Origin of the sequence: Prescottella equi, from assembly GCF_002094305.1 — a bacterium.
Lineage (GTDB): Bacteria > Actinomycetota > Actinomycetes > Mycobacteriales > Mycobacteriaceae > Prescottella > Prescottella equi.
In genome coordinates this window covers 145,891-171,240 of record NZ_LWTX01000001.1, presented here as the reverse complement: position 1 = coordinate 171,240, position 25,350 = coordinate 145,891, and the positions used below count along the sequence as shown (strand labels likewise).

Genomic DNA, 25,350 nt, shown 5'->3' with positions numbered 1-25,350 from the left:
GTAGCTTCGTGGCCAGACTGCCCGAGAGACGAGGATGACCGTGACCAAGTACATCGCCGCGATCGACCAGGGGACGACCTCGAGCCGGTGCATGATCTTCGATCACGACGGTGACGTCGTCGGCGTCGCACAGAAGGAACACGAGCAGATCTTCCCGGAGCCGGGCTGGGTGGAGCACGATCCCGAGGAGATCTGGACCAACACCCGCGAGATGGTCGGGTCGGTCCTGGCCAAGACCGACCTGACCGCCAAGGACATCGCCGCGGTGGGAATCACCAATCAGCGCGAAACCACCGTCGTGTGGGATCGCGAGACCGGAAAGCCCGTCTACAACGCGATCGTGTGGCAGGACACCCGTACCGACAGTCTGTGCGACGAGCTCGGCGGTGACGAGGGTCGCGGACGCTTCCGCGAGACCACCGGGCTGCCGCTGTCCACGTACTTCTCGGGGCCGAAGGTGCGGTGGATCCTCGACAACGTGGACGGCGCACGCGAGCGGGCCGAGGCCGGCGAACTCGCCTTCGGCACGATCGACTCCTGGATCATCTGGAACCTCACCGGCGGTCTGCACATCACCGACGTGACCAACGCCTCGCGCACTCTGCTGATGGACCTCGAGACCCTCGACTGGGACCACGACATCTGTGCGGCGATGGGAATCCCGGTGTCGATGCTGCCCGAGATCCGCAGTTCATCCGAGGTGTACGGCGATCTGGCGCTGCCCGGCATCTCGGCGGGAATCCCGATCGCCGGGATCCTCGGTGACCAGCAGGCCGCGACGTTCGGTCAGGCGTGCTTGTCGGAGGGCGAGGCCAAGAACACCTACGGCACCGGCAACTTCCTTCTGCTCAACACCGGCACCGAGAAGGTCCACAGCGAGCACGGTTTGCTCACCACGGTCTGCTACAAGCTCGGCGACAAGCCCGCCGTCTACGCCCTGGAGGGGTCGGTGGCCGTCACCGGCTCGCTGGTGCAGTGGCTGCGTGACAACCTCGGAATCATCCAGTCTGCCAAGGACATCGAACCGCTGGCACAGACCGTCGAGGACAACGGCGGTGCGTACTTCGTGCCCGCCTTCTCGGGTCTGTTCGCGCCGCGGTGGCGTCCCGATGCACGCGGCGTCATCGCCGGACTCACCCGATATGTCAACAAGGGTCACCTGGCGCGCGCCGCTCTCGAGGCCACCGCGTACCAGACCCGCGAGGTCATCGAGGCCATGCGCGCCGACTCTGGGGTCGAACTCACGACGCTCAAGGTCGACGGCGGCATGGTGGTCAACGAGACACTCATGCAGTTCCAGTCGGACATCTTGGATGTCCCGGTCACGCGTCCGGTCGTGAACGAGACCACCGCGCTCGGCGCGGCGTACGCGGCCGGCCTGGCCGTCGGATTCTGGGAGAGCGAGGACGACATCCGCACCAACTGGGCGGCGGACAAGACCTGGGAACCTCGGATGGGCGACGCCGAGCGCGAGCGCCTCTACGCCGGCTGGAACAAGGCCGTCGAGCGCACCTACGGCTGGACCGACGAGGACAACGCCTCCACGTAGGCCTTCCACGCCTGGAGTCGCTCGCGCCAGTAATCCGCACCCGGACCGGGCCCTACCTGAGTTGCGCGAATCCGAACCTCGGCGTCGTCCCCGGCGAAGTCGATCCGCACCTCGATCGGTGACTGAGCCGTTGCGGCCTCGGATCCCCACCTCATCGCGATGGTCTCACCGTCGACGCAGTCCACGACCCTGCCTCTGCGCTCGTCCCAGGAGATGAGGGCATCGCCACCGACCTCCGCATCGACGACAAGATCCACCCACCATCCGGCGCGTTCGCGGTACCGCGCGATCGCATTCCACACCTCGCGAAGCGAACCGCCGACCGCGACGGTTTCGTCCACCGTCTGGCGTTCGGGCCCCACCGGATCGCCCCCGACGGGCGCGAACGCCTCGAGACTTCTCAGGTCGTCGAGCGAAACGAGCGCCGCGGCCGGCGCACCGTGCCGGGTGATCGTGATCCGCTCGCCGCGGTATCCCACCCGGCACACCAGCTCCCGCAGCTGCGCCCGCGCTTCCCCGAACGGAACCTCCGACGTCGTCATTGCACGGATGCTAGGCGCGCGGTCCGACAGTCCGGCCGGGCGGAAGCACCGCGGTTCGAGCGCAGAAGATCGATCACCGACAAAGCCATTTGGTACAGATCACGAGGTTTTGTACAAAACTCTTCAGGCACCGATCACAGTTCCCGAGCGATGCGCCGAGTGGGCGGCCCGCAGCCGGTCTACGCCCTCGGCCAGCACCGCGCCGTCGTAGGTCGCGAAACACAACCGGGCCGCATGCGGGTGGGCGCTCGCGACGCCGAACGCCCCGCCGGGCACGAACGCGACATCGTGCCCGACGGCGGTGTCGAGCAGGCGCGTGGTGTCCGTGCCGTCGGCGAACTCGATCCAGCAGAACATCCCCCCGTGCACCGTCGCGTGCGAGATACGTTCCCCGAAAGCGGCTTCGAGGGACGAGACGAGAGCGTGCGCGCGCCCCGCGTACGCGGCACGGACGGTGGCTAGATGCCCGTCGAGCCACGCGGCGTCGCCGAGCAGTTCCGTCGCGATCTGCTGTGTGAGCGACGAACCGCACAGGTCCGCGCCCTGCTTGAGCAGTTCGACGGCCTCGCACACCCGGCGATCGCCGTGCAGCCAGCCGATCCGCAGCGCCGGGGCGAGGGTCTTCGATCCGCTCGACAGCCGGATCACCCGATCGGAGTGCGCCGCGACCGGGGCGGGCGCGGGCGCATCGAACCACAGTTCGCCGTACGGGTCGTCCTCGATGATCCAGAATCCGTACTCGTCCGCGAGCGCCGCGAGGTGGACCCGCCGCTCCGCCGACAGCACGACGCCGCGAGGGTTGTGGAAGTTGCTCACCGTGTGGACGAGCTTGGGCCGCAACCCCTCCCGCAGAGCCTGCTCGAGTGCCGCGGTATCCATGCCGTCCGCGTCGAGCGCGACGGGCACCAGCGCGGCCTGTGCCGTGCGGAACACCTGCAGCGCACCGGTGTAGCCGGGTTCTTCGACGACGACGGTGTCACCCGGATCGAGGAGCACCTGCGCGAGCAGGCTGAGCGCCTGCTGCGAACCGTGCGTGACCACGACCTCGGCCGGGTCGATCGACCGCCCCACCTTGACGCCCTCCCGGGCCGCGACGGTCTCGCGCAGCGGCGCCCAGCCGGACGTCTCGCCGTACTGGACCGAGCGCGGATCGGCGAGGGCGCGGTGCGCGGCCTCGGCGATCCTCTCCCGCGGAACGAGTTCGGTGGCGGGCAGTCCGCCGGCCAGGCTGATCACCTCCGGACGCGCGGTGAGGGTCAGCAGATCCCGGATGGCGGAACTGCGCAGACCGGCCATCCGGGAGGACAGACGTGGGGACGAGTCGAAAGACGACGGATCGAGTGACATGGAGGCGGCTCCGTGGCGTGGGACGGCGCGCCGTCGTACGTGCGACGGCGCAGGACGAAGGCAGGTACACCCAGGTCGTCCCGGATCCACGGGGCGGAGAGCGATGCGAGGGGCCGATGGTTCTCGGCCCCTCGCATCATTTCACAGCGCAACCACTATTTGGAAACTGAATCCCGAATCGTGAGACTCGTCATCTCAGTCCAAGTCGTCGTGGCGCATCAGCTGCCGCGACGCCTCGGTGATCGAGCCGGACAGCGACGGGTACACCGAGAACGTCTGCGCCAGGTCGTTGACGGTGAGGTTGTTCTGGACCGCGATCGCGATCGGCAGGATCAGCTCCGACGCGGTGGCCGCGACGACGACACCGCCGATGACCACCCCGGTGGCCGGTCGGCAGAAGATCTTCACGAAACCGCGGCGCAGACCGGACATCTTGGCCCGCGGATTCGTGTTGAGCGGCAGCATGACGGTGCGCGCGGGCACCTCGCCGTTGTCGATCGCGGCCTGGCTGACGCCGACGTTCGCGATCTCGGGACGGGTGAAGACTGCGGAGGCCACCGTCTTGAGCTTGATCGGGCTCACGCCCTCGCCCAGCGCGTGGTACATCGCAATGCGACCCTGCATCGCGGCCACCGAGGCCAGCGGCAGCAGGCCCGTGCAGTCCCCGGCCGCGTAGATGCCGGAGACCGCGGTCCGCGAGACACGGTCGACGCGCAGGTAGCCACCCTGGCCGAGTTCGATGCCGACCTTCTCTAGGCCCAGCCCCTCGGTGTTGGGCGTCGAGCCCACCGCCATCAGCGCGTGACTGCCGTGCACGGTACGACCGTCCGACAGCTTGACGACGATCCCGCCGTCCTCGGTCCGTTCGACGGCGTCGGCGCGGGCGTGCTTGACCAGGGTCACGCCGCGCTCGGCGAGCACGTCCTCGAGGACCAGGGCGGCGTCGGCGTCCTCGTGCGGCATGACGCGGTCACGGCTCGACACGAGAGTGACCTTGACACCCATCTCGGTGTACGCGGACACGAACTCGGCGCCCGTGACACCGGAACCGACGACCACCAGGTGCGACGGCAGCTCCTCGAGGTCGTACAGGTGACGCCACGTGAGGATGCGCTCGCCGTCCGGCACCGCACCGGGCAGCACGCGGGGGCTCGCGCCGGTCGCGATGAGCACGACGTCTGCGTCGAGGATCTTCTCCTCGCCGGTGGTGAGGGTCGCGCGGACCTGGTGGGCCGCCATACCGATCTGCCGGTCGATCAGCTCGGCCTTACCGGAGAGCAGCTGCACGCCGACGCTCTGCAGGCGCGCGCGAATGTCGGAGGACTGCACCTGCGCGAGGTTTTTGACCCGGGAGTTGATCTCGGGCAGCGAGATCGTCGCGCTCGAGGGATCGAGGGAGATACCCAGGTCGGTTGCCCGCCGCATGTCGGTGCGGATACCGGTCGAGGCGATGAAGGTCTTCGACGGAACACAGTCGAACAGGACGCACGCGCCACCGATGCCGTCCGAATCGATCAAGGAGACCGCGGCGCCGTGCTGTGCTGCCACCAGCGCCGCCTCGTATCCGGCAGGTCCGCCGCCGATGATCACGATTCGGGTCATTCGTCCTCCAAGCTTGCCTCGACGGCCGGGATCTCCAGCCTGGCCCGGGTACAACGCTATTCCAGTGACCGGGAACACGCAGGCAACGGGCCCCTCCCGAGCGCCGAGCACGTCGGATCGTGCGCCGGACGGTTCTCCGGGTTCCCCAGTTCCGAGCCGACGGATTAGGCTTGCCGCCGTGCCGATCTATGCCGCCTACGGGTCCAACATGCACCCGGAACAAATGCTCGAGCGCTGCCCGCATTCGCCGATGGCGGGCACCGGGTGGCTCCGAGGCTGGCGATTGACCTTCAGTGGCGGCGACATCGGCTGGGAGGGCGCACTCGCGACGGTCGTCGAGGATCAGGACGATCCGGATGCTGCGGTCTTCGTCGTCCTCTACGACGTCCCCACCGAGGACGAGGAGCGCCTGGACCGCTGGGAGGGTTCCGAACTCGGCATCCATCGCAAGATCCGGTTGCGCGTCGACACCGCCGACGGGCCCGTTCTCGCCTGGCTGTACGTGCTCGACGCCTACGAGGGCGGCCTGCCCTCTGCCCGCTATCTCGGCGTGATGGCCGATGCCGCGGAGATCGCCGGCGCCCCGGCCGAGTACGTCCGGAGCCTGCGCACCCGCAACAGCCGTAACGTCGGCCCCGGCACGCCCTGACCGCCTGTCAGGACTGCAGCACCAGGTTCGTCAGGACCCGGACTCCGGTGACCAGCGCCCGCTCGTCGAGGTCGAACGTGGGCTGGTGGATGTCCAACTGAGGGCCGTGCCCGGACCACACGCCCAGCCGCGCCATCGCGCCCGGCGCCTCCTCCAGATACCAGGAGAAGTCCTCGCCGCCACCCGACTGCGGGGTGTCCGCGAGAGCGTCGGGACCGATCGCGCGCACCGCGTCCTCGAACATCCGCGCCGACACCTCGTCGTTCACCACCGGCGGCACCCCGCGCCGGTAGTTGAGCTCGTAGCGCACGCCGGTCGGCGCGAGCAGTCCGTGGACGATCTCCCTGACCGTCGGCTCGAGCAGCGCCCACGTGTCGTGGTCTCCGGTGCGGACGGTCCCGGTGAGGATGCCGCTTCGGGGGATCGCGTTGGGGGCCTGCCCGGCGCTGACCGCGCCCCACACCATCACCGTGCCGCTACGCGGATCGATGCGGCGGCTGAGCATCCCGGGCAGCCCGGTGATGACCGTGCCGATCGCGTAGACCAGGTCCGTCGTCAGGTGCGGCCGGGAGGTGTGACCGCCCGGCGAGTCGAGGACGAGTTCGATGGTGTCCGCCGCGGAAGTGATGGCACCGACCCGCACGCCCACCTTGCCCGCCTCGAGCCGCGGGTCGCAGTGCAGTGCGAAAATCCGCGAGACCCCCTGCATCCCGCCGGCGGCCACGACGTCGATGGCACCGCCCGGCATGACCTCCTCGGCCGGCTGGAAGATGAACCGCACGCCGATCGGCAACTGCGGCAACGAGTTCAATGCCAGTGCTGTCCCGAGCAGGATCGCGGTGTGGGCGTCGTGGCCGCACGCGTGCGCCACGCCGGGCACGGTCGACGAGTACGGCGCACCCGTCGCCTCCTGCAGCGGCAGCGCGTCCATGTCGCCGCGCAACCCGATCCGCATTCCGCCGGGGCCGATGTCGCAGATCACGCCCGTCCCTCCGGGCAGCAGCAGCGGTGACATCCCGGCCGACGACAACTGGCTCGCAACGAACGCGGTGGTCGCGAACTCGTGCCGCGCCAGTTCCGGATTGGCGTGGAAGTGCCGACGCCACCGCGACAGGTCCATCGTGTGTTCGGCGAGCCACTTCTCGACGTCCTCGTTCACCGACGTTCCACTCCTTCCAGCAGGCGCGCTCGCTGACCTTCGTCGAGCGCGGCTCGAATCGTCGTGCGCGCCAGAGCGATCGCACCGTCGACCACGGCCTGGTCGGCCGACTCGTTAACCGCTGCCGCCGCGAACGCCGGCTGATGCGTCACCGCGCCGCCGGAATCGAGTCCCACGACCGGGTGAATTCCGGGCAGCACGTGCGTCACGTTGCCCATGTCGGTACTGCCCAGCGGCCGAGACGATTCCAACTCGGCGGACAGCGGAGTCCGGCCGAGGTCGACGATCTCGTCGCGGTACACGTCGGACAGCCACGGGTCCGGCCGCAGTTCGCTGTACGGCGGCGAGACCGTGCGGATCCCGTGTGTGCACCCCGTCGCGAGCGCCCCGGCCGCGAAGCACGCCTCGGCGCGGGCGGTCAACTCCTCGAGCGAGTCCGCCGTCCGCGCCCGCAGGTAGTACAGCATCTCGGCGTGGGCGGGCACGATGTTCGGTGCCGCGCCGCCGTCGCTGACTATTCCGTGCAGTTGCTGCCCCGGCGACAGGTGCTGACGGAGCAGCGCGAGACCGACCTGCGCGACGGTGACGGCATCGGCTGCGTTGCGGCCGAATTCCGGTGCGGCCGACGCGTGCGCCTCCCTGCCCGCGAACGTGATCGCGAGGTCGGCGAGCGCGAGCGACGTCGCACCCACGATGTCGAAGGGTCCGGGATGCACCATCAACGCCGCCGCGACATCGTCGAAGACACCGCGCTCGAGCATCAGCACCTTGCCGCCGCCCGTCTCCTCGGCCGGTGTCCCGATGACCCGCACGGTGATTCCCAGCGCATCCGCGACCGGCGCCAGCGCGAGGGCGGCGCCGACCGCGGATGCCGCAATGACGTTGTGCCCGCACGCATGACCGATCTCCGGGAGCGCGTCGTACTCGGCGAGCAGCCCGATCACCAGATCGCCGCTGCCGACAGTCGCCTCGAACGCCGTGGGCAGATCGGCGATTCCGGTGCGCACGTCGAAGTCGTGACCGCGCAGGAAGTCGACCAGCTTGGCGGCGCTGCGGACCTCCTCGAACGCCAATTCCGGTTCGTCGTGGATGGAGTGCGACAGCGCGATCAGATCCGATCGCGCGGCCGACACCGTCTCCGATACTGCAGGGGATCCTGACCTCACAGCGTCCAGTCTCTCACTCCTGCGGGCCGGGCCCTCGTCAACCGAACTTGAAGTTGCTCTCGTCGGTCGCGGTGCCGAGGGCTTCGAGCGTTTCGCGGTGGATGCCGCGCTTGATCCCGGAGAGATTCGCCCCGCGCGTGGAGACGAGTGCCGACGCCCGCGCGACGGCAGCACCGAGCACCAGATCGCCCTCGACGGCGTCGTCGACGATGCCCGCCGCCAGCGCGTCGGCCCCGCCGTAGCGGCGTCCCGTCGTCATCGCCTCGACGGCCGTCTGCCGCGTCAACCGGGACGTGAGGAGCGACGACATCCCCACCGTGAACGGCATGTTCAGATTGACCTCGGGCAGGCAGTAGTAGCCGCGGTCGCTGCGCATGACGCGGAAATCCTGCGACACCGCGAGCATCGCGCCGGCACCGAAGGCGTGACCCTGCACGGCCGCGATCGTCGCCATCGGGAAGGTCAGCAGCCGGGAGAAGACCGTGTGCACCCGATCGAGATACCCGGGCAGCTTGTCGAGGTTGCCGAAGATCCAGTCGGTGTCGAGGCCGTTCGTGTAGAACTTTCCGGTCGCCGTGGTGACCAGCGCGGCGGGCCCCTCGTGCGCCTCGACCTCGTCCAGCAACGCGTGCGTCGCGTCGATCCAGTCGGGGTGGAACCGATTCTCGTTGTCCGTCTCACCCTCGTTGCCGAGGTACAGGACGAAGACGTCGCCTTGACGATTCAGGTATGGCATGGGCGCGATACTACCCGCGAGTAACATCGCGTGCCGCCACTACTGTGTCCCTTCATGGGCACACTCGAGCAGCAGGCCGCCGACGTCCTCGCCGAACGTACCGGGATCGCGAAGCACCGCGCCGCGGTCGTTCTCGGATCGGGATGGCGGGCCGCAGCCGACTCGCTGGGCGAGCCGGTCGCCACGGTCCCGATGGCGGACCTTCCGGGTTTCGCCACACCGTCCGCCTCGGGACACGCCGGCACGGTGCTTTCGATCCGTGTCGGTGACACGCCGGTTCTCGTACTTCTCGGTCGCGCGCACGCCTACGAAGGGCACGACCTCACGCGCGTCGTGCATCCGGTCCGCACCGCGATCGCCGCCGGCGCCGACACCGTAGTGCTCACCAACGCCGCGGGCGGGATCCGCGAGGGGATGAGCGTCGGGCAGCCCGTCCTCATCAGCGACCACCTCAACCTCACCGCAAGGTCACCGCTCGTCGGGGCCCAGTTCGTGAACCTCGTCGACTCCTACAGCCCCCGGTTGCGGACCCTCGCCCGCGAGATCGACCCGACCCTGGCCGAGGGCGTGTACGCGGGACTGCCCGGCCCGCACTACGAGACGCCCGCGGAGATCCGCATGCTCCGCATCCTGGGTGCCGACCTGGTGGGGATGTCGACCGTGCACGAGACCATCGCGGCCCGCGCGCTCGGCGCGGAGGTCCTCGGCATCTCCCTCGTGACCAACCTCGCCGCCGGCATCACCGGAGAACCTCTCGACCACGCCGAGGTCCTGGCCGCTGGGCAGGCGTCCGCCGGGCGCATGGGCGGACTGCTGCGCGACCTGCTGGCGCGGCTGTGACGCTCCGCTTCGGGACCGCCGGCCTACGCGGACCGGTCGGCGACGGACCGGACTGCATGAACGTCGGGGTCGTCGAGCGCACCACGGCGGGGCTCGCGGCCTGGCTACGCGGCCAGTGCCTCGGCGGCGGCATCGTGGTCGTCGGCCGGGACGCCCGGCACGGGTCGGAGGAGTTCGCGGCGGCCGCGGCCGAAGTGCTCGCGGCGGAGGACTTCGACGTGGTGCTGCTGCCGCGGCCACTGCCCACTCCCCTGGTGGCGTTCGCGGTACGCCGACTCGGCGCGGCAGCCGGCGTGCAGATCACCGCATCGCACAATCCGCCCGCCGACAACGGATACAAGGTGTACGTCCACGGCGGGGCACCGCTCGCGGCCCCGGCCGACCGCGAGATCGAGGACGCGATCGCGAACGTCGAACGGGTCGGCCGTGCCCCGGTCACGCCGGTGGACGACGCGCTGGTCACCGCCTATCTCGAGCGAGTCGCGTCACTGCCGTTCGGCGACAGGCGGGACATCCGGATCGCACTCACACCGCTGCACGGTGTCGGCGGCGAGATCGCGGTGGCCGCCCTGCACGCGGCGGGGTTCACCGACATCCACACCGTCGCAGGGCAATTCGCACCCGATCCAGACTTTCCCACCGTCACGTTCCCGAACCCCGAGGAACGCGGCGCCACGGACGAACTGCTCGCGCTCGCTGCGTCCGTCGACGCCGACGTCGCGATCGCACTCGACCCCGACGCCGACCGCTGCGCGGTCGGTGTGCCCGGTCCGGACGGCTGGCGGATGCTCACCGGCGACGAGACCGGCGCGCTGCTCGGCGATCGGATCCTCGCGCACGCCTCCGGGGACGCACTGGTCGCGACGACGATCGTCTCGTCGACGCTGCTCGGCCGGATCGCCGAGGCCCGCGGATTTCGTTCCGCCCGCACCCTCACCGGGTTCAAGTGGCTCGTGCGCGCCGGCGAGGGCCTGGTCTACGCGTACGAGGAGGCCGTCGGGCACTGCGTCGACCCGCAGGTCGTGCGCGACAAGGACGGCATCTCCGCGGCCGTGCTGATCGCGGACCTGGTCGCCGACCTCGCGGCGGACGGGCGCACTCTCGGCGGTGCCCTCGACGACCTTGCCGCGCGCTTCGGCGTCCACGTCACCGGCCAGGTCTCGCGCCGGTTCGACGACCTCGACGAGATCGGCCGGGCGATGGCCCGACTGCGCGAGTACCCGCCGGCGGAGCTCGCCGGAATCGGCGTCACGGCAAGGGACCTCGCCGCGGCGCGCGGTCCGCTCCGCACCGACGCGGTGACCCTGACCGGCCCGGGGCTCCACGTCACGGTCCGGCCGTCGGGCACCGAGCCGAAACTCAAGGCCTACTTCGAGGTCGTCGAACCCGTTACGTCCACCACGCACCTCGCCGCCGCCCGGGTCGCCGCACAGGCGCGGGCCGAGGCGGTGCGGGCGCACCTTGCGGCGGGAGATCGACCCGGCACATCCTGAAGCGCGAGTACCTCCCACCCGAAGGTGACAACGGAACGGAGAAGACGATGCTCCGACAGAACGGTTCCACGTCGAGGACGCGCACGGCGACCCTCGCGATCACGGGGGCCGCGCTCGTCGCTCTCGCCGGTTGCGGCGGGAACGACGACGGCTGGCAGGATCCCACCTCGACCACCGGCACGACCACCGGCACGACGACCGGCGCGGGCACCGGCACGCCCGACGCCGCCCCGGGCACACAAGCCCTCGCTCGGGCCGGAGCGACCGCCGTGGCGGCGGTACCCGAGGGTGTCCTCGTCTCGATCGAAGCCGAGCACGACCGGACGTGGGAGGCGCAGGTCGTCACTCCCGACGGGATCGAACACCACGTCGATGTGTCCGCCGACGGCGCGACGGTCCTCGGGACGCCCCGGATCGAGGAAGAGGACGAAGCCGACCGCGCGAAACACCGCGACCGCGTGCAGGGAGCGACTCTCGACTACAACGCGGCCACTGCCGTCCTGCTCACCGAAGTACCCGGCGGCGCGGTCACCGAACTCGACCTCGACTCCGCCAACGGCACCACGGTGTGGGAGGCCGACGTGATCGACGAGTCCGGCACCAAGCACGAGGTCACCGTCGACGCCGCGACCGGCACGGTCCTGGCGAACACGACCGGACGCTGAACTCGGCGAACCTCCCGCTCGGGCAGATCAATCTCTGGTACAACGTTCCGGTACCGATGGTTGGCGATTTGAGAGGTTTGGCCGATATGAGAGTTTTCCAGGGCGCTGCCGCAGGCCGGGTCCGAACGGCTGCCGTCGTCGGCGCAGCACTCGTCGCCTTGGTCGGTTGCGGCAACGACGACGGCGGCGCGGCAACCACCACGAGCGCCGCTGCCGCGACGAGCACCTCCGCGAAGGCCTCGACGACGTCGGCTTCGGGGGCTTCGGAGGCTTCCGAGGCTTCGGGGGCTTCGGGGGCTTCGGGGGCTTCGGGGAACACGGCGACATCCCCCACATCGGCATCGGGCGCGACTGGCGCCCCGACGCTCGCGCCCGGCTGGAACGCCAAGGTCTTCGAACATGCCGGCCGCACCGCGCTCGCGGCAGTTCCCGGTAGCTCGCTGGTGTCCATCGAGGAGAACAGCGACGGCAGCTGGGTCGTCGACCTGATCAACGCCGACGGCGTCGCGGTCGAGGTCGGCATCTCCCCCGACGGTGACCGCGTCATCGCCGGCCCCTCGGTGACCGGGGAACCCACTCCGGGCACCGACGTAGCCGAGCTCGACTACACGGCCGCCACGGGCGTCGTGCTGACCGAGGTCCCGGGCGGCCGGATCACCGACCTGCAACTCGTGGTGGAGAAGGGCGGCACGTACGTGTGGGAGGCCGACGTCGTCGACGCGTCCGGAGCGCGGCGCGCCGTGGACGTCGACGCGGTGAGCGGACGCGTCCTGCAGAGCGCCCCGCGCTAGCTAGCGGGGGCCGAACTGGCGGTCGCCCGCATCGCCGAGTCCCGGCACGATGAAGGCGTTCTCGTCGAGGCCCTCGTCGACGGTGGCCGTGACCAGGCGGACCGGGTGGCCGGAGTTCGCGAGGGCGTCGACGCCCTCCGGTGCGGCGACCACACACACCGCGGTGACGTCGGTGGCGCCACGCGCGACGAGCAGATCGATCGTGTGCACCATCGAACCGCCGGTCGCGAGCATCGGATCGAGCACGTACACCGGGATGCCGGAAAGGTCGGCCGGCAGCGACTCGAGGTACGGCACCGGCTGGTGCGTCTCCTCGTCCCGGGCCATCCCGACGAAACCGACCCGCGACTGCGGGATGGCCAGGCTGGCCTGGTCGACCATGCCCAGGCCCGCTCGCAGGACCGGGACCAGCAGGGGCGGCGCCGCCAGTCGGTAGCCCGTCGTCACCGCCACCGGCGTCTTGACGTCGAACTTCTCGACCGGGGCGTCGCGGATGGCTTCGTAGATCAACATCTGGGTCAGTTCGCGCAATGCGGACCGGAACGTGGGGCTGTCGCTGCGCTCGTCCCGCATCGTCGTCAGAAGAGCAGCTGCCAGCGGATGATCGACCACGCACGTTTCCATGAGTTCACAGGATAGTGGGGACCTCCGCCGCCGAATTCGATGGGAACCGAACCGCGCCTCACCGCGTCCAACTCTTCGACGGACATCTTCTCGACGGGGGGACTGCATGGGTGAGTTCTCGGCACGGACGGCAGGTATCGCGACGTTCGGCGCGACGGCCGCTGCTCTGGCCGCACAGACCGAGGCCGCGGGCGCAGCCGCGGGCGCGGCGGGTCCGGCACTGCTCGGACCGGTCTTCGGAGTCGTCGGGGGCGACTTCGTGGCCGCGTTCACGGCCGCTCAGGATGCTCACGTTGCCCAGGTGCGGCGACTGTCGTCGGCCTGGTCGGCCATGAGTGCAGCGGCCGCGAGCACCGCCGCGGCGTACGACGCGACCGATGCCGCGGGCGCAGGCGCCCTCATCGACACGGGCGCAGGCGCCCTCGTCGCGACGGACGCCGGGCTCTCATGATCGACGTCCTCGCGCGCCCTGTCGTCGACCTTCTCGCCGCGTTCGGTTCCGGTGCCCTTCCGGCCGGCTCCCCCGCCGCATCGCTGCGGGCGGCCTCGGAAGCGATCGACGCCGCCCATGCGGTGGGGCGGACCGGGATCAGCGAACTCGGGGGCACCTGGACCGGTGTCGCCGCCGACGCGGCGGTCACGAAAGCGGAGGCCACACAGTCCGCATCCGTGCAGCTGTCGGATCGCGGCCGGGAGATCGCGACCGTCGTCGAGGCTGCGTCCGAGAGCGTCCGGGCAGGCAACGCCGAGCTCGCGGCGATCCTGCAGTCCTTCCTCTCACTCGCGTCCTCGGCGCTTCCCGCGCTGGCGACACCGGCCGGGCAGATGATGTTGATCGGTGCCGCGACAGAACACCTCGGTCGTGCGCTGACCGTCGTCGAGCGAGTGCGCGGAGAGTTGGCCGCGCACACCGCGAAGATCGTGGACCTCACCGCCCCCGACCCGGTGCCGAACGACGCCCGCACGGTCGCCGCGTCCGCGACCCTTCCCGCGGCACCCGTGGCACCGCAGGCCGATGTGGCCGGGCGGGTGCTGTCGGCGTTCGCGGGTCCCTCCTCGGGGCCCGTCGGATCCTTCGGCTCGTCGGCCGGCGACGTGGCACCCGTCGCCTACGGCTCCGGCTCGTACGGTTCCGGTTCGGCCGTGGCATCCACCGAGAGCGGCAGTGCCGGCGGCTCGACTTCGTACGATCCCCGCTTCGGCGGGAGCGGTGTCGAGATCGTGCTCCCCGACGGCACCACCGCCGTGGCCCCCAACGAGGAGGCCGCCGACGCGGTGCGCAATGCCCTCACCCAGCAGGGTGTGCCGTACCAATGGGGCGGCACGACGCCCGGACAGGGTCTGGACTGCAGCGGCCTCACCCAATGGGCTTACCGCGAGGCCGGAGTGGAATTGCCGCGGCTGGCCCAGGAACAGAGCGTCGGCGTTCCGGTCGCCCAGGAAAACGTCATGCCCGGCGACCTCGCGGTGTGGGACGGCCACGTCGCGATGGTGATCGGCAACGGCCAGATGGTCGAGGCCGGCGATCCGGTGTCGGTCAGCGCGATCCGAACCAGCAACAGCGGCATGGGCTTTCACGGCTTCTACCGGCCCACCGAATGAGCATCCCGTCCCACGATCGGAGTGACATGACCGAACCGTTTCCGCCCCCACCGGCGTCGCCGGCGTCCTCGGCGACCGCTGTCAACCGCGCGCGTACCGTTGCGGTCCGGGCCACCGAGACGGGGCTTCCGCTCGACATCCGCATCGACAGGGGCGAACTGCGCTACGGCGGCGAACGTCTGGCCGGCGAGATCCTGCGGCTGTGCCGCGAGGCGGGCCGGGAGGCCGGGGCCCGGCGACGCGAACAATTGACCCGCGACGGCGTGCCCGCCGACGTGCTCGATCGGCTCGGGCTGCCCACCCGCGACCAGGTCGCGGCGAGTCAGCGCGCCGAGGACGAGAACCAGGCCGCACCGGCGAGTTGGATGCGACCGGCATGAGCGGGCGCGAGATGGATGCGGTCGTCGAACGGGCGAGCGCTCAGCTGGACCTTCTCGACGGCGCGCTGTCCGCACTCCAGGCCGTTCGGGCGGAAGCCGCGAGCGAAGACGGACGCGTGCGAGTGGAGGTCGACGGCAACGGCAGCCCGACCGGGTTGTGGCTCAGCGATTCCCTGCAGGACCTCGACGCGGCGGTCCTCGCGCGGACCATTGCGCACACCGCGCACCTCGCCGCCGCGGCTGCAACCGAGGAGCGCAATCGCATCACGTCGGAACTGTTCGACACGTTCGACGCGCGTTGACGGCGTCCAGCTATATCTTTGCCGCGCGGCTGGCTAGGCTTCCGGCCATGGCTGGAGACATCGTCCCGATCGAACTCGGTCTCACCCGAGGCGACCTCGTCACCCTGTGGGCCCCGAGCTGGCGCGAGGGCGACGACGAGTGGGAGGCCTTCCTCGGCCACGAGGAAGATCTGTACGGGTTTCCCACGGTCGCGGAGCTCGCCGCGTTCATCCGGACGAACGGCGACAACGATCTCGTCGATCACCCGTCGTGGGCGACCGTCTCGCGGCTCGCGGCTCCCGAACTCGAGCCGGACGACGACCACGGCTACGACCTCGTCGGGGTCCCGGAACTCGCGGCCGGTGATCCCGAACCGCTGACCGTCGCCGAACTCCGCAGCACCCTCGACATGGTGCGCAACCTCGGTGAGGTCTGCGAGCTCGAGCCGGTCCTGAAGTTCTTCGCCAACCACTCCGAGCTGAACTACCTGCGTGGCGGCCAGGACGTGTTCGCCGGCCGCGAGGGCGAGGAGCTGTGGGACCGCATCGGCACCGCGATCGCCCGGGGCTGGGACGCGGTGATCGATGCGGTGGACTCGATCGTCTCGACCCCGGCGGTCGACGCGCAGGCCCTGGCGATCGCCGAGGCCGAGATCCTCGCGGCGGAGGAGAACGTGGTCGACGCCGACGACGACGCCGAGGCCGACGAGGACCTGGAGGAGTACGACGCCGATTCCGAGGACGAGGAGGAGACGTTCTGGACCGAGGTCGGTATCGACCCGATCCAGATCATCACGTCCGAGACCACCTACTACTCACTGCGCTGCTACCTCGACGAGCACGCGGTGTTCCTGGGCCGCGGCGGAAAGATCTCGGTGTTCGGGTCGGAGCGCGCGCTGGCCCGCTACCTGGCCGACAACCACGACCACGCGCTGGCCCAGGTGAGCACGTACGAGCAGGTGCAGACCGCCGCGGTCGACGGCTCCCTCGACATCGAGGTCACCGATCAGAACGTCTACGTCCTTCCCGGGCTGGCGGACGACTTGGCCGAGGGCCCGGACGCCGTCGACGCCGACCAGTTGGAGTTGGCCGTCGAGTTGTTCACCGACGCCGCCGACTTCGCGAAGGACGACGCCACCGATGCCGCGCTCGCCGCGTCGACCCCGCTCGGCTGGTACGTGTCGTACATTCTCGAGCCCGATCCCGGTCGCATGACCCCGAGCCCGCCGTTCCAGGCCGAGGCCGAGGCGTGGCGCGCCCTGGAGAACGAGTTCGAGACGCGTCTGCGCCCCGAATAGGCCGGGCGGGCAGGTCAGCCGATCAGCACCGCGTAACCCGGCTTGATCACCCCGTCGATCAGCGCCAGCCGTTGGTCGAAGGGGATGAACGCCGACTTCATCGCGTTGATGGTGAACCGTTCGAGATCGCTCCAGCCGTAGCCGAACGTGTCGACCAGCGCCAGCATCTCGCGGCTCATCGTGGTGTCGCTCATCAGCCGGTTGTCGGTGTTGACGGTGACCCGGAACCGCAGGCGCGCGAGCAGGTCGAACGGGTGCTCCTCGAGGTTGGCGACCGCACCGGTCTGCACGTTCGAGCTCGGGCACAGCTCGAGCGGGATCCGCTTGTCGCGCACGTAGTTCGCGAGCAGGCCCAGGGTGATCTCGCCGTCGGGTCCGACCACGATGTCGTCGGTGATGCGCACCCCGTGCCCCAACCGATCGGTTCCGCAGAACGCGATCGCCTCGTGGATCGACGGCAGCCCGAACGCCTCGCCGGCGTGGATCGTGAAATGCGCGTTGGACGCGCGCATGTACTCGAAGGCGTCGAGATGTCGGCTCGGCGGGTATCCGGCCTCGGCACCGGCGATATCGAAGCCGACCACGCCGCGGTCGCGGAAACGGACCGCGAGTTCTGCGATCTCGCGCGAGCGCGCAGCATGCCGCATCGCAGTGAGCAGGCAGCCGACCCGGATCTCACGCCCGTCGGCCCGGGCGTTCTCCTCGCCCTCCCGGAACCCTTCGAGGACGTGCTCGACGACGTCGTCGAGGCTCAGTCCGCCCTCGAGATGCTGTTCGGGCGCGAACCGCACCTCCGCGTAGACCACGCCGTCGTCGGCCAGGTCCTCCGCGCACTCGCGCGCGACCCGGCGCAGACCGACCGGGGTCTGCATCACCGCGACAGTGTGCGCGAAGGTCTCGAGGTAGAGCTCGAGCGAACCGCTGTCGGCGGCGTTCTGGAACCACGCGGCGAGTCCGTCCGGCGTCTCGGCGGGTAGCCCCGTGTAGCCGCATTCGTCGGCAAGTTCCGCGACGGTGCCCGGCCGGAGGCCGCCGTCGAGGTGATCGTGCAGCAGCACCTTGGGCGCGCTGCGGAGGTAGTCCAGATCCAACGGCGCTGTCATGGCTAGACGGTAGCCGCGGGACCTGTCGATCGGGTGGCATCGGAATGCCGAGTGTCGGAACGCGTGATGGCCGGCAGCCGGTGTTTCGAGTTGGTGCCGACCACTCCCGTCACACGAGACGACGGCTGTAACCACGAGGAATGAGGTTACCGGCGAGTAGATTCAGGAAGGCGCACCACAGACCGTGTGAGACATTTTGCACATTGCATCCGCAGGACGCAGACCCATCGATTCAGGGCCAGATCCCGGGTAGCGCGTGGACCCACCACGCACGCGGCCGACCACGCAACACCGACCACTATTGTCGCGCAACAGTTTCCGCCGAAACAGGGCACTAAGTCCCCACCTGGGACCGACCACTGAATGCATGCAGACAATCGACACCCGGCATCGACCCCGCTATGGGAAGGCAAACCTAACAAGCAATTTCGTGGCCGTACGAACCACAGAGGGAATTAGTTCCCGGATTCGGTTGGGTTTAGAGTTCACAGAAGTCGGTTTAGGTTCTCGTCGAGCCCGAGCTGCTGGACACCCGAAAAGCTGTGCAGGCTCGACGCGCCCACCAAAGACGTTGGAGGCACAGCACTCGATGAGCAGCACGACTGAAGCCGCTCCGGCCAAGGAGCGCACCCGGTCGCTTTACCGGGGAGACCCCGGCATGTGGTCTTGGGTTCTACACCGGATCACTGGCGTAGCGACATTCTTCTTCCTTTTCGTCCATGTCCTGGACACCGCACTCGTGCGCGTCAACCCGGACACCTACGACCGAGTCATCGAGACCTACAAGAACCCCCTTGTCGGCCTCATGGAGCTCGCGCTCGTCGCCATGGTGCTGTACCACGCACTCAACGGCCTGCGCGTGATGCTCGTCGACTTCTGGTCGAAGGGACCCCAGTACCAGCGCGTCATGCTCTGGGTGATCATCGCGATCTGGTTCGTGGTCATGATCCCGGGTGCCGGACGCATCTTCTACAACATGTTTGCGGGGCACTGACATGACGACAGAAGCCAAGTCTCTCGGCAAGGCGTACGACCGCCCCGCCAGCCTGGACAACCCCCGCTCGCCGCGCAAGCCGGCGAAGAACAACTTCGAGCTCTACGCGTGGCTGTTCATGCGTTTCTCGGGCCTGGCGCTCATCATCCTGGTCCTGGGTCACCTGTTCATCATGCTGATGCTCGACGACGGCGTGCACCGCATCAACTTCGCGTTCGTCGCGGGTCGCTGGTCCAGCCCGTTCTGGCAGTTCTGGGACCTCACCATGCTCTGGCTCGCCCAGCTGCACGGCGGTAACGGCCTGCGCACGGTCATCGCGGACTACTCGCGCAAGGACTCCACCCGGTTCTGGCTCAACACGATCCTGGTCGTGTCGATGATCCTGATCATGGGCCTGGGCACCTACGTCATCTTCACCTTCGACCCCAACATCTCGGCGAGCTAGGGGAGCAGAGACTTCATGCAGGAACATCGTTATGACGTCGTCATCGTCGGCGCCGGTGGCGCTGGCATGCGCGCAGCCATCGAGGCCGGGCCCCGCGCTCGCACCGCGGTCCTGACCAAGCTGTACCCCACTCGCAGCCACACCGGTGCCGCCCAGGGTGGCATGTGCGCCGCCCTGGCGAACGTCGAGGAAGACAACTGGGAGTGGCACACCTTCGACACCGTCAAGGGTGGCGACTACCTCGCCGACCAGGACGCGGTCGAGATCATGGCCAAGGAAGCCATCGACGCGGTGCTGGACCTGGAGAAGATGGGTCTCCCGTTCAACCGCACGCCCGAGGGCAAGATCGACCAGCGTCGTTTCGGTGGTCACACCCGCGATCACGGTAAGGCCCCGGTTCGCCGCGCGTGCTACGCCGCCGACCGCACCGGTCACATGATCCTGCAGACGCTCTACCAGAACTGCGTCAAGCACGACGTCGAGTTCTTCAACGAGTTCTACGCGCTCGACATCGCGCTGACCGAGACCCCCGAGGGTCCCGTCGCCACCGGCGTCATCGCCTACGAGCTCGCCACCGGCGAGATCCACGTCTTCCATGCGAAGTCGATCGTCTTCGCCACGGGTGGCTCGGGTCGCATGTACAAGACGACGTCCAACGCGCACACTCTCACCGGTGACGGCATGGGCATCATCTTCCGCAAGGGCCTGCCGCTCGAGGACATGGAGTTCCACCAGTTCCATCCGACGGGACTGGCCGGCCTGGGCATCCTCATCTCCGAGGCCGTCCGCGGCGAGGGCGGCATCCTCCGCAACGTCGACGGCGAGCGCTTCATGGAGCGCTACGCCCCCACCATCAAGGACCTCGCGCCGCGCGACATCGTCGCCCGCTCGATGGTGCTCGAGGTGCTCGAGGGTCGCGGTGCCGGTCCGAACAAGGACTACGTCTACATCGACGTCACGCACCTCGGCGAGGACGTGCTCGAGGAGAAGCTTCCCGACATCACCGAGTTCGCGCGCACCTACCTCGGCGTCGACCCGGTCACCGAGCTCGTGCCCGTCTACCCGACTTGCCACTACGTGATGGGCGGCATCCCCACCAAGATCAACGGTGAGGTGCTACGCAACAACGAGGACCACGTTCCCGGCCTGTACGCCGCCGGCGAGTGCGCGTGTGTCTCGGTGCACGGTGCGAACCGTCTCGGCACCAACTCGCTGCTCGACATCAACGTCTTCGGTCGCCGCGCCGGCATCGCCGCCGCGGAGCACGCCGAGAAGTCCGACTTCGTCGAGCTGCCCGAGAACCCGGCCGCGAACGTCGAGAAGTGGCTCGAGGTCATCCTGTCCGACCACGGCCACGAGCGCGTCGCGGACATCCGCACCGAGCTGCAGCAGTCGATGGACAACAACGCGTCGGTGTTCCGTACCGAGGAGACCCTGACGCAGGCGCTCAAGGACATCCACGCCCTCAAGGAGCGCTACAACCACATCACGGTCCAGGACAAGGGCAAGCGCTACAACAGCGACCTGCTCGAGGCCGTCGAGCTGGGCTTCCTGCTCGAGATGGCCGAGGTGACGGTCGTCGGTGCACTCAACCGCAAGGAATCGCGTGGCGGCCACGCCCGCGAGGACTACCCGGATCGCAACGATGCCGAGTACATGCAGCACACGATGGCGTACAAGGAAGGATCGGAGCTCATCTCCCCGATCCGTCTGGACTACAAGCCGGTTGTCCAGACCCGCTACGAGCCGATGGAGCGTAAGTACTGATGTCCGCACCTGTCATGGACAAGGACGCAACCGCGCTGCCGCCCGTCCCCGAGGGCGCGGTCATGGTCACCCTCAAGATCGCCCGGTTCAACCCGGAGGACGGCGAGGGCCAGCGCTGGGAGAGCTTCCAGGTCCCCACCCTGCCGACCGACCGTCTGCTGAACCTGCTGCTGTACGTGAAGGGCTACCTGGACGGCACGCTGACGTTCCGTCGCTCCTGCGCGCACGGCGTCTGCGGGTCGGACGCGATGCGCATCAACGGTGTCAACCGTCTGGCCTGCAAGGTCCTGATGCGCGACATGCTGCCCAAGGACGGCAAGCCGATCACGATCACCGTCGAGCCCATCAAGGGTCTGCCGGTCGAGAAGGATCTGCTGGTCGACATGGAGCCCTTCTTCGACGCGTTCCGCGCCGTGAAGCCGTTCCTCATCACGACCGGCAACGAGCCGACCCGCGAGCGCATCCAGTCGCAGGCGGACCGTGCCCGGTTCGACGACACCACCAAGTGCATCCTGTGCGCGTGCTGCACCACGTCGTGCCCGGTGTACTGGAGCGACGGCAGCTACTTCGGCCCGGCCGCGATCGTGAACGCACACCGCTTCATCTTCGACAGCCGTGACGAGGGCGCCGCCGAACGTCTCGACATCCTGAACGACAAGGACGGCGTGTGGCGCTGCCGCACGACCTTCAACTGCACCGACGCGTGCCCCCGCGGCATCCAGGTGACGAAGGCGATCCAGGAAGTCAAGCGCGCGCTGCTGTTCGCCCGCAAGTGACGCGTTCGTAGGAATCAGCACCACCGTTTTGCGCACTCGGCGCTGCTCCCGACCTGGTCGGGGCGGCGCCGAGTGCGCAGAATGCGTTTCAGGGCCTACCCTGGAATTTCGTTATGGCTGCTCACCCGAAGTCCGCGCGACGGCGAATCCTCCTGACCGCCACTGCCTCCGCACTCGTCCTCGGTGCCGGGGGCGCTCCCGCCGCGGCCGTGCCACTCGCCGGGCAGTCGCCCCTGGCTGCGGATCAGGCCGTCGCGCCCACCACCACTCCCCCGTTCAGCACACCGAACACCGATGCGTGCCCGCACCGACTGTCGCCGCCGCCCGCGATCGACCTGTCGGAGGTACCGCGCCCCGGTGAGACCGCACCGGCCCCCGTCCCGGTGCCGGACGAGCCGGTCGGCGGTGCGGCACTCGGCAACTGCGGTGTGGTCACCGCCCCCGGCACCCCGCCACTGCCCGCCGAGATCTCGGCGACGGGCTGGGTTCTGTCCGACCTCGACACCGGTCAGGTGCTCGCCGCGAAGGACCCGCACGGGCGTTACCGGCCCGCCAGCACCATCAAGGTGCTGCTCGCGCTGGTGGCGCTCGACGAACTCGATCTCGACACCACGATCGTGGCGAACCCCGAGGCCGCCTCCATGGAGGGCAGTTCGGTCGGCCTGGGTGCCGGCGGCACGTACAGCAACCTGCAGCTGATGCAGGGGCTCGTGATGCGGTCGGGCAACGACGCCGCCCAGGCGCTCGCACAGCAGCTCGGCGGCGAGCAGGCCACCGTCGCCAAGATGAACGCCAAAGCGGCGTCCCTGGGCGCGTCGGACACCCGGACGGCGTCCGTCTCCGGTCTCGACGGACCGGGCATGTCGACGTCGCCGTACGACCTGGCGCTGTTCTTCCGCGCGGCCATGCAGAACCCGACGTTCGCCGGGCTGATCACGACGGACACCGTGATGTTCCCCGGTCATCCCGCCGACCCCACCAAGCCCGACGACAAGCCGGTCGATCCGTACCCGATCTTCAACGACAACCAGTTGCTCGCCAACTACCCGGGCGCCCTCGGCGGCAAGACCGGCTACACCGACGACGCCAGGCAGACGTTCGTCGGCGGCGCCGAGCGGGACGGCCGCCGCCTCGCCGTCACACTGATGGCCGCCGACGTGCTGCCGATCCGGCCGTGGGAGCAGGTCGGTCGGCTGCTCGACTACGGCTGGGCGCTCGACCCCGCCGTCTCCGTGGGCGTCCTGGTGGATCCGAAGGGCGCGGACGAGCCGGCCGTCCAGGTCGCCGGGCCCGAAACACACGGTCCGGGGGGCATGGATCTGGCGTCGGGTTCGGACCTGCCGAACAAGGAGATCGCCGGACGCGTCGCGATCGGCATCGTCGGGTCGGGCATCGTCCTGGGTCTGCTGGGCTGGGCTCGGGCACTCACCCGCCGCCGCCGGCGCTGACGAGGCTCAGTCGCCCCGTCGCCGCCACAGGCCCGCCAACCCGATCGCAGCGAGTGCACCGGCGCCGGTGAGAGCGAGCGCTTCCTTCGCCGACGCCCCTTCCCGTACCTCGACGCGAGGCCGGATGACGGCGGAGTCGGGCGGCGGGACGTACGCATTCGCGAGATTCTCCCGGGCGGTGGCGGCCCACGCGGTGGCGAACAGGATGAGGCGCGCGCTGAGGTTCGCGAATACGAGGAGACCGATGATCGGCCCGAAGGCCGCACCCGCGGGCCCCTGGCTCACTGCCTCGAGATAGATGGCCCCGACCTGACGGAAGATCTCGAAGACGATCGCCGCTGCGAACGCAGCGCGCCCGGCGCTGCGCAGGGTCACCGCTTCGCGCGGCATCCGCGCGATCACCCAGGACAGCAGCGCCCAGGTGGCGAGCACGCTGATCGCCAGCGAGGTGATCCGGAGCAGGACGCCCACACCGGTCACGTGCTCCACGCCGAGCCACTCGACCACCTGACGAGCGACCGGGCCGTTACTGAGCGCCGACAGTCCGAACGTCACGAGCATCGCCCCACCCAAGCCGAGGAGCGCCCCGAAGTCCTTGAGTTTCGTGATCACGAAGTTGCCGGCCTCGTGGGTGTGCTCCCACATCGCCGTCAGCGCGTCCCGCAGGTTGGTGATCCAGCCGATGCCGGCGTACGCGGCGCCGAGGAGACCGAACACCCCCACGCTGGTGCGCGCGGAGATCGCCGAATCGATCAGCCCGTTGACGGTCTCGCCCAGACCGCCAGGCATGTTGTTGCTGACCTGGTCCTGGATCTCGTCGACCCACTCCGGGTTGCCCGCGAGCGCGAAACCGGCGACGGCGAACGCGACCATGAGGATCGGAACGATCGCGAGGATCGTGAAGTACGTGATCCCGGCGGCGTAGTAGTCGCCCTTCTGCTGCTGGTAGCGACCGCCCGCTCGGACCAGGTGATCGAGCCACGGCCGCGCCGCACGCTGCCTGTCGAGAAAGCTGGGCGCGGCATCGGCCATGTACGGATTACCTCCTGGTCGTCAGGAATCCCACCTTCTCATAGACCTGGCCGAGTGTCCGGGCAGCGACCTCGCGGGCCCGATCGGCCCCGGAGGCGAGGATGCGGTCCAGTTCGGCGCGGTCGGAGAGGTAGCCGTCGACCTTCGCGCGCAGCGGCGTGACGAACTCGCCGAGCACCTCGGCGGTGTCCGCCTTGAGGTCGCCGTACCCCTTGCCCTCGTAGCCGGCGACGAGGTCGTCGATGCTCTTGCCGGACAGTGCCGACTGGATGGTGAGCAGGTTGCTCACGCCGGGCTTGTTCTGCGGATCGAACCGAATCTCGCGCTCGTTGTCGGTGACGGCGGACTTGATCTTCTTGGCCGAGACCTTGGGGTCGTCGAGCAGGTTGACGAGGCCGGCCGGAGTGGGGCCGGACTTGCTCATCTTCGACGTCGGGTCCTGCAGGTCGTAGATCTTCGCGGTGCCCTTGATGATCTGCGGCTCGGGGATCACGAACGTCTTGCCGAAGCGGGTGTTGAACCGGCCGGCGAGGTCACGCGCGAGTTCGAGGTGCTGGCGCTGGTCCTCGCCCACCGGCACGCGCTGCGGGCGGTAGAGCAGGATGTCGGCGGCCATCAGCACCGGGTAGGTGAACAGCCCGACGCTGGCATGATCGCTGCCCTGCCTGGCCGACTTGTCCTTGAACTGCGTCATGCGGCTGGCCTCGCCGAAACCGGTGATGCAGTTGAGGACCCAGGCCAGCTCGGCGTGCTCGGGAACCTGGCTCTGCACGAACAGCGTCGACCGCTCGGGATCGATGCCGAGCGCGAGCAGCTGCGCGACGGCCCGAAGGGTGCGCTGACGCAGTTCCTTCGGGTCCTGCGGCACGGTGATCGCGTGCAGGTCGGGGATGAAGTAGAAGGCGTCGAAGTCGTCCTGCAGAGGCACCCACTGCTGCAGCGCACCGAGGAAATTGCCGAGGTGGAACGAGTCGGCGGTGGGCTGGATACCGGACAGGACGCGGGGCTTCGCGGTCGGTGCGGTCGTGGGATTCTCTGCGGTGCTCGACATAATCCCCGAT

26 protein-coding genes are annotated in these 25,350 nt (G+C 69.1%); 16 read left to right on the top strand and 10 right to left on the bottom strand.

Annotation, left to right across the window (positions count from 1 at the left end; all coding sequences use genetic code 11):
• The first annotated feature begins 34 nt into the window (after positions 1-34).
• The gene (glpK, locus tag A6I89_RS00860) at positions 35-1,549 is read left to right on the top strand and encodes a glycerol kinase GlpK (protein ID WP_044991324.1); all 1,515 of its coding nucleotides are present in this window, start codon (positions 35-37) and stop codon (positions 1,547-1,549) included.
• Here the strand turns inward: glpK and A6I89_RS00855 are convergent.
• The 3 genes from A6I89_RS00855 to A6I89_RS00845 all read right to left on the bottom strand — a co-directional run bounded on the left by A6I89_RS00855 (position 1,513) and on the right by A6I89_RS00845 (position 5,040).
• Complete coding sequence (locus A6I89_RS00855; protein WP_022597205.1) at positions 1,513-2,091, bottom strand: type II toxin-antitoxin system prevent-host-death family antitoxin; 579 nt, start codon at positions 2,089-2,091, stop codon at positions 1,513-1,515. The two genes, glpK and A6I89_RS00855, sit on opposite strands and share 37 nt — an antisense overlap.
• A gap of 123 nt (positions 2,092-2,214) precedes the next feature.
• A complete protein-coding gene (locus A6I89_RS00850) occupies positions 2,215-3,438 on the bottom strand; it encodes an aminotransferase-like domain-containing protein (protein ID WP_005518597.1) in 1,224 nt (407 codons plus the stop codon).
• Between the two features lie 195 nt (positions 3,439-3,633).
• Positions 3,634-5,040 carry an NAD(P)H-quinone dehydrogenase gene (locus A6I89_RS00845; protein ID WP_005518596.1) on the bottom strand — a complete coding sequence of 469 codons (1,407 nt, stop codon included), beginning with the start codon at positions 5,038-5,040 and terminating at the stop codon, positions 3,634-3,636.
• A 178-nt stretch (positions 5,041-5,218) separates the two neighbouring features.
• On the opposite strand from A6I89_RS00845, the gene A6I89_RS00840 reads away from it, so the two are divergent.
• Entirely contained in the window at positions 5,219-5,689 is a 471-nt protein-coding gene (locus tag A6I89_RS00840) for a gamma-glutamylcyclotransferase family protein (protein ID WP_005518595.1), read from the top strand.
• Between the two features lie 7 nt (positions 5,690-5,696).
• On the opposite strand, the gene A6I89_RS00835 is transcribed toward A6I89_RS00840, so the two are convergent.
• The 3 genes from A6I89_RS00835 to A6I89_RS00825 all read right to left on the bottom strand — a co-directional run bounded on the left by A6I89_RS00835 (position 5,697) and on the right by A6I89_RS00825 (position 8,750).
• Positions 5,697-6,848, bottom strand: coding sequence for a M20 family metallopeptidase (locus A6I89_RS00835; protein ID WP_005518594.1), 1,152 nt, complete (start codon positions 6,846-6,848; stop codon positions 5,697-5,699).
• On the bottom strand, positions 6,845-7,981 hold the full coding sequence (locus A6I89_RS00830; RefSeq protein WP_005518592.1) for a M20 family metallopeptidase: 1,137 nt from the start codon (positions 7,979-7,981) through the stop codon (positions 6,845-6,847). The genes A6I89_RS00835 and A6I89_RS00830 overlap by 4 nt, the downstream gene beginning before the upstream one ends.
• Positions 7,982-8,051: 70 nt before the next feature.
• Positions 8,052-8,750 carry an enoyl-CoA hydratase/isomerase family protein gene (locus A6I89_RS00825; protein ID WP_022597206.1) on the bottom strand — a complete coding sequence of 233 codons (699 nt, stop codon included), beginning with the start codon at positions 8,748-8,750 and terminating at the stop codon, positions 8,052-8,054.
• 54 nt (positions 8,751-8,804) lie between these two features.
• On the opposite strand from A6I89_RS00825, the gene A6I89_RS00820 reads away from it, so the two are divergent.
• The 4 genes from A6I89_RS00820 (at position 8,805) to A6I89_RS00805 (ending at position 12,539) form a co-directional block, all read left to right on the top strand.
• On the top strand, positions 8,805-9,590 hold the full coding sequence (locus tag A6I89_RS00820; RefSeq protein WP_022597207.1) for a purine-nucleoside phosphorylase: 786 nt from the start codon (positions 8,805-8,807) through the stop codon (positions 9,588-9,590).
• Complete coding sequence (locus tag A6I89_RS00815; protein ID WP_022597208.1) at positions 9,587-11,083, top strand: phospho-sugar mutase; 1,497 nt, start codon at positions 9,587-9,589, stop codon at positions 11,081-11,083. Before A6I89_RS00820 ends, A6I89_RS00815 begins: the two co-directional genes overlap by 4 nt.
• 47 nt (positions 11,084-11,130) lie before the next feature.
• The gene (locus tag A6I89_RS00810; protein ID WP_005518587.1) at positions 11,131-11,748 is read left to right on the top strand and encodes a PepSY domain-containing protein; all 618 of its coding nucleotides are present in this window, start codon (positions 11,131-11,133) and stop codon (positions 11,746-11,748) included.
• A gap of 86 nt (positions 11,749-11,834) precedes the next feature.
• A complete protein-coding gene (locus A6I89_RS00805) occupies positions 11,835-12,539 on the top strand; it encodes a PepSY domain-containing protein (RefSeq protein WP_022597209.1) in 705 nt (234 codons plus the stop codon).
• On the opposite strand, the gene upp is transcribed toward A6I89_RS00805, so the two are convergent.
• Positions 12,540-13,163, bottom strand: coding sequence for a uracil phosphoribosyltransferase (upp, locus tag A6I89_RS00800; protein WP_013416800.1), 624 nt, complete (start codon positions 13,161-13,163; stop codon positions 12,540-12,542).
• Positions 13,164-13,269: 106 nt separating this feature from the next.
• Here upp and A6I89_RS00795 point away from each other — a divergent pair, with 106 nt between their 5' ends.
• Genes A6I89_RS00795 through A6I89_RS00775 form a run of 5 tightly spaced genes read left to right on the top strand, consistent with a single transcriptional unit; the run spans position 13,270 to position 16,724 of the window.
• Positions 13,270-13,614 (top strand): type VII secretion target, encoded by a 345-nt coding sequence (locus tag A6I89_RS00795; protein WP_022597210.1) that lies wholly within the window; start codon positions 13,270-13,272, stop codon positions 13,612-13,614.
• Positions 13,611-14,765, top strand: coding sequence for a bifunctional WXG100 family type VII secretion target/C40 family peptidase (locus A6I89_RS00790; protein ID WP_022597211.1), 1,155 nt, complete (start codon positions 13,611-13,613; stop codon positions 14,763-14,765). The genes A6I89_RS00795 and A6I89_RS00790 overlap by 4 nt, the downstream gene beginning before the upstream one ends.
• Before the next feature lie 26 nt (positions 14,766-14,791).
• Entirely contained in the window at positions 14,792-15,145 is a 354-nt protein-coding gene (locus A6I89_RS00785; RefSeq protein WP_022597212.1) for a hypothetical protein, read from the top strand.
• On the top strand, positions 15,142-15,447 hold the full coding sequence (locus tag A6I89_RS00780) for a YbaB/EbfC family nucleoid-associated protein (protein ID WP_005518575.1): 306 nt from the start codon (positions 15,142-15,144) through the stop codon (positions 15,445-15,447). The genes A6I89_RS00785 and A6I89_RS00780 overlap by 4 nt, the downstream gene beginning before the upstream one ends.
• Positions 15,448-15,494: 47 nt before the next feature.
• Positions 15,495-16,724 carry a hypothetical protein gene (locus A6I89_RS00775; protein ID WP_022597214.1) on the top strand — a complete coding sequence of 410 codons (1,230 nt, stop codon included), beginning with the start codon at positions 15,495-15,497 and terminating at the stop codon, positions 16,722-16,724.
• A 14-nt stretch (positions 16,725-16,738) separates the two neighbouring features.
• Here A6I89_RS00775 and A6I89_RS00770 read toward each other — a convergent pair whose 3' ends face one another.
• Entirely contained in the window at positions 16,739-17,827 is a 1,089-nt protein-coding gene (locus tag A6I89_RS00770) for an adenosine deaminase (protein WP_022597216.1), read from the bottom strand.
• A gap of 589 nt (positions 17,828-18,416) precedes the next feature.
• Between A6I89_RS00770 and sdhC the strand changes: the two genes are divergently transcribed.
• The 5 genes from sdhC (at position 18,417) to A6I89_RS00745 (ending at position 23,257) form a co-directional block, all read left to right on the top strand.
• Complete coding sequence (sdhC, locus tag A6I89_RS00765) at positions 18,417-18,821, top strand: succinate dehydrogenase, cytochrome b556 subunit (protein WP_005518569.1); 405 nt, start codon at positions 18,417-18,419, stop codon at positions 18,819-18,821.
• Between the two features lies 1 nt (position 18,822).
• The gene (locus A6I89_RS00760; RefSeq protein WP_005518567.1) at positions 18,823-19,266 is read left to right on the top strand and encodes a succinate dehydrogenase hydrophobic membrane anchor subunit; all 444 of its coding nucleotides are present in this window, start codon (positions 18,823-18,825) and stop codon (positions 19,264-19,266) included.
• Between the two features lie 15 nt (positions 19,267-19,281).
• Positions 19,282-21,033, top strand: a complete 1,752-nt coding sequence (gene sdhA, locus A6I89_RS00755; RefSeq protein ID WP_005518565.1) for a succinate dehydrogenase flavoprotein subunit — start codon at positions 19,282-19,284, stop codon at positions 21,031-21,033.
• Positions 21,033-21,809, top strand: coding sequence for a succinate dehydrogenase iron-sulfur subunit (locus tag A6I89_RS00750; RefSeq protein WP_005518563.1), 777 nt, complete (start codon positions 21,033-21,035; stop codon positions 21,807-21,809). Before sdhA ends, A6I89_RS00750 begins: the two co-directional genes overlap by 1 nt.
• A 113-nt stretch (positions 21,810-21,922) precedes the next feature.
• Positions 21,923-23,257, top strand: coding sequence for a D-alanyl-D-alanine carboxypeptidase family protein (locus A6I89_RS00745; RefSeq protein WP_022597221.1), 1,335 nt, complete (start codon positions 21,923-21,925; stop codon positions 23,255-23,257).
• Positions 23,258-23,263: 6 nt separating this feature from the next.
• Here the strand turns inward: A6I89_RS00745 and yhjD are convergent, their stop codons facing one another.
• Together yhjD and trpS are read right to left on the bottom strand one after the other, a co-directional pair.
• Positions 23,264-24,289 carry an inner membrane protein YhjD gene (yhjD, locus tag A6I89_RS00740; protein WP_013416808.1) on the bottom strand — a complete coding sequence of 342 codons (1,026 nt, stop codon included), beginning with the start codon at positions 24,287-24,289 and terminating at the stop codon, positions 23,264-23,266.
• A gap of 7 nt (positions 24,290-24,296) precedes the next feature.
• Positions 24,297-25,340, bottom strand: a complete 1,044-nt coding sequence (gene trpS / locus A6I89_RS00735) for a tryptophan--tRNA ligase (protein WP_005518560.1) — start codon at positions 25,338-25,340, stop codon at positions 24,297-24,299.
• Positions 25,341-25,350: the final 10 nt, after the last annotated feature.